This window comes from Planktotalea sp. (genome assembly GCF_039984035.1).
Classification (GTDB): domain Bacteria; phylum Pseudomonadota; class Alphaproteobacteria; order Rhodobacterales; family Rhodobacteraceae; genus Planktotalea.
The window spans coordinates 1-5,050 of sequence record NZ_JBDWVM010000151.1 but is presented as its reverse complement, the minus strand read 5'-3'; the positions used below and the strand labels follow the sequence as shown (position 1 = coordinate 5,050).

Annotated in this window: 4 protein-coding genes and 2 pseudogenes; 2 read left to right on the top strand and 4 right to left on the bottom strand. The window is 55.6% G+C overall.

Going from position 1 to position 5,050, the window contains the following annotated elements:
- Both ABJQ89_RS06745 and arsJ read left to right on the top strand, forming a co-directional pair.
- Nucleotides 1-645, top strand: a pseudogene (locus ABJQ89_RS06745) (glyceraldehyde-3-phosphate dehydrogenase); the annotation flags it as partial.
- A complete protein-coding gene (gene arsJ / locus ABJQ89_RS06740; protein WP_348495500.1) occupies nt 642-1,865 on the top strand; it encodes an organoarsenical effux MFS transporter ArsJ in 1,224 nt (407 codons plus the stop codon). The pseudogene ABJQ89_RS06745 and the gene arsJ, both read left to right, overlap by 4 nt.
- On the opposite strand, the gene ABJQ89_RS06735 is transcribed toward arsJ, so the two are convergent.
- The 4 genes and pseudogenes from ABJQ89_RS06735 to ABJQ89_RS06720 form a co-directional block, all read right to left on the bottom strand.
- The gene (locus ABJQ89_RS06735; RefSeq protein WP_348495499.1) at nt 1,852-2,610 is read right to left on the bottom strand and encodes an SDR family NAD(P)-dependent oxidoreductase; all 759 of its coding nucleotides are present in this window, start codon (nt 2,608-2,610) and stop codon (nt 1,852-1,854) included. The genes arsJ and ABJQ89_RS06735 overlap by 14 nt on opposite strands.
- Complete coding sequence (locus ABJQ89_RS06730; protein ID WP_348495498.1) at nt 2,607-3,545, bottom strand: SDR family oxidoreductase; 939 nt, start codon at nt 3,543-3,545, stop codon at nt 2,607-2,609. The genes ABJQ89_RS06735 and ABJQ89_RS06730 overlap by 4 nt, the downstream gene beginning before the upstream one ends.
- Nucleotides 3,542-4,438: a bile acid:sodium symporter family protein gene (locus ABJQ89_RS06725; RefSeq protein WP_348495497.1), complete on the bottom strand. Its 897-nt coding sequence runs from the start codon at nt 4,436-4,438 to the stop codon at nt 3,542-3,544. Before ABJQ89_RS06725 ends, ABJQ89_RS06730 begins: the two co-directional genes overlap by 4 nt.
- A pseudogene (locus ABJQ89_RS06720) lies at nt 4,435-5,050 on the bottom strand (NAD(P)/FAD-dependent oxidoreductase); the annotation flags it as partial. The gene ABJQ89_RS06725 and the pseudogene ABJQ89_RS06720, both read right to left, overlap by 4 nt.

Here is a 5,050-nt window from a genome sequence, read left to right as displayed (position 1 = left end):
CCAGTCAAGGACGGCAACGCTGCGAATATCGTTTATGGCGTGAACAATCACGACTACGATCCCATGACGCAGAATATCGTCACAGCGGCATCATGCACGACCAACTGCCTCGCGCCCGTTGTTAAGGTGATCCACGAAAACCTAGGGATCAAGCATGGTTCAATCACGACAATTCATGACGTGACGAACACACAGACAATCGTTGATCGCCCTGCCAAAGACCTGCGCCGCGCGCGGTCTGCTTTGAATTCTTTGATCCCAACAACCACGGGGTCTGCTACGGCGATCACGCTGATCTATCCTGAACTTACTGGCAAGCTGAATGGCCATGCAGTGCGGGTGCCTTTGCTTAATGCCTCCCTCACGGATTGCGTTTTTGAGGTTGCTCGGGAAACCACTGCTGAAGAAGTGAATGCCTTTTTTGAGGCTGCCGCCAATGGTCCGCTTAAAGGTATTCTTGGCTATGAAACCCGACCGCTTGTTTCTGCCGATTACACCAATGATCCGCGATCCAGCATTGTTGATGCGCCTTCAACGATGGTTGTGAACGGTACGCAGGTGAAGATTTACGCGTGGTATGACAACGAGTGGGGATATGCGAACCGCCTCGTTGATGTTGCGCGCATGGTGGGTGACGCTCTGTGACTAAACCGACTGGATTTGCGGCTTATCTTGCGGTGACCGCGGCCTATTGGGCTTTTATGCTCACAGATGGCGCTTTGCGTATGTTGGTGCTGCTGCACTTTCATACGCTGGGCTTTTCGCCTGTGCAGTTGGCCTATCTGTTTGTCATCTATGAAATTGCAGGGGTCATAACGAACCTTTGCGCGGGTTGGCTTGCGGCGCGTTTCGGTCTGGCATCGACGCTTTATGCCGGTCTCGCGCTGCAGCTCGTTGCAATGCTTGCGCTCACGCAGCTTGATCCCTCATGGGGCATCACGGTATCCGTCATATTTGTAATGTGTGTGCAGGGCCTGTCAGGTGTTGCCAAAGACCTTGCGAAGATGAGCAGCAAATCCGCTGTCAAAACATTGGCGCCTTCTGGCGAAGGGGCATTGTTCAAATGGGTCGCGATCCTAACGGGATCAAAAAATGCCGTAAAAGGTTTGGGCTTCCTTCTGGGTGCTGCGCTTCTGGGAACGCTCGGATTTCAAGGCGCGATCCTCGGCATGGTGGCGGCTCTTGCCCTTGTGTTTATCGTTGTCGTGCTGCGCATGCCGTCTGGCCTGCCTACGGGATTGAAGGGCGCGAAATTTAGCTCTGTCATGGCGACGAACTCGGCGGTTAATTGGCTTAGTCTTGCACGGGTATTTTTGTTCGGCGCGCGTGATGTTTGGTTCGTTGTTGGTATCCCGATCTATTTCTACAGCGTTTGGTCTGATGGCACAGAGGACGGCAACAAAGCGACATTCTTCTTGATTGGCACTTTCATGGCAATCTGGACGATCTTCTACGGTTTTGTGCAGGCCTATGCGCCGAAGATCCTGTCTCGGTTGCCTGTGCAAAGCGCATCAGGACTGGCCTTTGTCCTTGCGTTGGTGCCCTTGATCCTAAGCGGTTTCATCGTCGCGGATGTGTCTAGCCTCACGCCTATCTTGATCTTTGGCTTGCTCACATTCGGGGCATTGTTTGCGCTTAATTCTGCGCTGCATTCTTATCTGATCTTACGCTTTACCACGGCGGAACGTGTCACGATGGATGTGGGTTTCTACTACATGGCAAACGCAACGGGCCGCTTAGTGGGTACAGTGCTCTCTGGTCTTAGCTATCAAATCGGTGGCCTGGCGTTCTGTCTGTTCTGCGCGGCGTGCATGTTGATCATCAGCGCACTGGTTGCACGGCGATTGCCTGCTACTCACCTTTGATGTTGCGCTCCATGAGACGTTGAAACACGCGCGGCGCAAGGCTGTCGATCCACCATGCCAATCGCGCCACGCGCCCCACTGGGATGAAAGGGCGCTTGGCCTCATATCCGCTTAGAATGACTGCTGCGGCATCGTCGGGTGTCATGTAGTCCAAACCGTCGGCCGCTGAGCCGGGGCGCTGCATGCCGTTTTGATCAGCTGCGCTGTGCCCAAGGTTTGTTCCGACAAAGCTGGGCGCTGCGATCAGGGTGTAAACGCCATGTTCGGCCTCTTCGGATCGGAGCGAGGAAAAGAAACCCTCTAACGCGTGTTTGGAGGCGGAGTAGGCGGTTCGGTGAAAAAGTGGTGAGAAACCCGCAACTGATGAAATCGCAAGATGCGTGCCTTGCGCGGCGCGCACGGCGTGAAGGCAGTGGCGCGCCATGTTGACGGCGGCGAAGTAGTTGATCTCGAACAAGTGGCGATGGGCGATTTCATCCGCGTGCTCAAACGCGGAAATATGCGACACGCCTGCGTTATAAATCACAAGGTCAAGTTGGCCGCGCGCATCAATGATCTGCTCCATGGCTGATTTGAGAGCGATGCCGTCGGTTAGATCAAGCTCTATCGCTGTGACCTGTGGATGGCTTTCTAGCGCGCTGACATCAAGATCGAGCGCCGTCACATGCCAGGCTTTGGAGATTAGCTGAGTGGTAAGCGCACGGCCCAAGCCGCCTGCGCCGCCAGAGATGAGAGCGGATTTCATAGCCCCTCGCTTTCGCGCCAAAGGTCAAAAACCTCGGCAGATGTTTTTTCGGGCATGTAGCCGAAGTCGGCTTTCAGCGCGTCATTGGCCAAAACAGGGCGGTATTGCAAAAAGCGCACTTGTTCGGGTCCGTATTGGGTGAGGCCGAGCGGCTTTGCCACAGCAAGCGCAGCTTTCAGCGCCCAGCTTGGCAGGCGCAGCACAGGTTTGTTCAATGCACGCGCGAGCATATCGACACTCAACGCGCCATCGCCTGCGACGTTGTAGATACCTGCGGGGCCGTTGGTCGCTGCGCGTAGCAATATGTTGGCCAAGTCGCGGGTCCAGATGAACACGAAAGGGCTATCGCTGCCCTGCACTGCGAGCAGGCGAGGTCTATGAAAGAGCGCTGTGATTTGATTGCGTGTGCCCACGCCAAGGACGGTGCCAACGCGAAGCACGACCTGTTCGAGGTCAGGATGTTCATCGCGCGCTTTGGCGAGCATTTCTTCGACCTGACGTTTGTGATCCGCATAGGCGAATTCAGGATTGCCGCGGCACGCATCGCTTTCGCGCAGGGGCACTGAATTGTCTTTGTGATAGCCATAGGCCGCGCCAGAGCTGGTTACGACAAGGCGGCGCACGCTATGTTTGAGACACGCGTTGAGGACGTTTTGAGTGCCCGTGACATCGACGTTGAAAGCGGTCTCTCGCCCCAAGCCAGGGGGCGGCGTGACGATAGAGGCGAGATGCACCACGACTTCGGGTTTCACATCTGCGATGACCGTTTCGGGGTCATCCCCCGTCACGTCGAGGCGGCGAAAATCCACGCCATCTGGTAGCGCATCGGCCGTAAGGTCGCTGGCCGTGCACTGTGCCAATTGGTCTGGCGACATCTGCGCCAGCAGCGCACGGCCAATCATACCATTGGCCCCTGTGATCAGAATGCGGGTCATCTTGCAGCCGTTCGTCGCGAAAGGATTGAGGCGAGCGCAATGCCTGAGATCGCATGCCAAATGCCCCAGAGGGCTGCGACGACAGCCATGCCACCCATGCCGCCAAAGAAACCAAAGATCAAAACCAAGCCGAGGCCAGAGTTCTGAATGCCCGTTTCAATGGTAATCGCGCGGCGATCAAAGGACGACACGCCGGCAAGCGAGGCAAGGGTAAATCCAGTGCCAAGCGCGAGTGCATTGTGGGCGATCACAAGCGCGACAATGACGCCTGCGAGATTGAGGAAATTGGCCCAATTTCCAGCGATTGCAGCGAGGATAAAAGCGACGAAGATTGTCATGGAGAGCCACTGCAACGGTTTGCGAATACGCGCGGTCAGGTCCGGTTTCGTGTGATTTAGCCATACCCCCAGCGCGAGGGGGAGGATCAGCATGAACACAACAGTGATCGCCACCGAGATGGGATCGATTTGCGTGGCTTTTAGGATCGCGCGGCTGGGTTCATACAGGTTGCCCCAAAACGCAATGTTGAGCGGGGTCAGGAAGATAGCGCCGACAGTGGCGAAGGCTGTCATGGAAACGGAAAGTGCAGAATTGCCGCCCGCGCGATGGGTGATGAAGTTCGAGATATTACCGCCTGGGCAAGCGGCGACAAGAATCAGACCAAGCGCGACAGACGGGGCGGGTTGGGTTAGGGTCACAAGCAGGAAGGTCAATGCAGGCAGCGCGATGAACTGAGAGCATAGGCCGACGAGCAAAGGTTTGGGTGCACGCGCCAGCGCCTTAAAATCGCGTGGGAGAAGGTCTAGCGCGATAGAGAACATAACTATCGCCAGAATGGCGTTGAGCAGGAGGAGCGAGCCGGAGCTGAAATTCAGCGCAACATCATCAATCATGTCTTCGCCCCTTTGAGTGCGTCGATCCATTTGCCCACGTCAGAGCGATAGGTCGCCTTGTCCACATAATAGGCCATGCGCGGCAGATCGATGTAGTTCATCTTGCCGGTCGCACGTTTGTATCCGTTCGCTTTCTCAGCTTTGAGCGCGCGTGCGCTCATGTGATCTGCGCGCAGTGCTTTGACATATCGCACGACCATCTCAGCCTGTTCATGGCGTCCTTGCCAGCCTAAACCACTGGCTTCGATCATGCCGAGCACGAAGAGGTCGTCACGCTCTGGATGCATCGCGTTCAAGAAAAGATGCGGCGCGTCACCTTGCCAATTCAGATGGTCCTTATCGATGAAAGGATAGTCGAGCTGATAGCCAGTCGCGGTCAGGATCATGTCGTAGTCTTGCGCTGTGCCATCTGTGAAATGAACGGTTTGGCCATCAAGATGATCGATATCCGGTTTGATCGAAATGTCACCATGCCCCGCGTGATAAAGAACAAGAGAGTTCACAATCGGGTGGCTCTCATAGAGTTTGTAGTCAGGCTTGGGGAACCCGTATTTCTGTGGATCGCCAACGAACCAGCTCAGGATCATCTGATCGACTTTACGTTTAAGCCAC

What these genes read in the sequence shown, in the direction of transcription:
- ABJQ89_RS06735 (WP_348495499.1), bottom strand. Translation starts at nt 2,610, where the DNA reads ATGAAATCCGCTCTCATCTCTGGCGGCGCAGGCGGCTTGGGCCGTGCG.
- ABJQ89_RS06725 (WP_348495497.1), bottom strand. Translation starts at nt 4,438, where the DNA reads ATGATTGATGATGTTGCGCTGAATTTCAGCTCCGGCTCGCTCCTCCTG.
- ABJQ89_RS06730 (WP_348495498.1), bottom strand. Translation starts at nt 3,545, where the DNA reads ATGACCCGCATTCTGATCACAGGGGCCAATGGTATGATTGGCCGTGCG.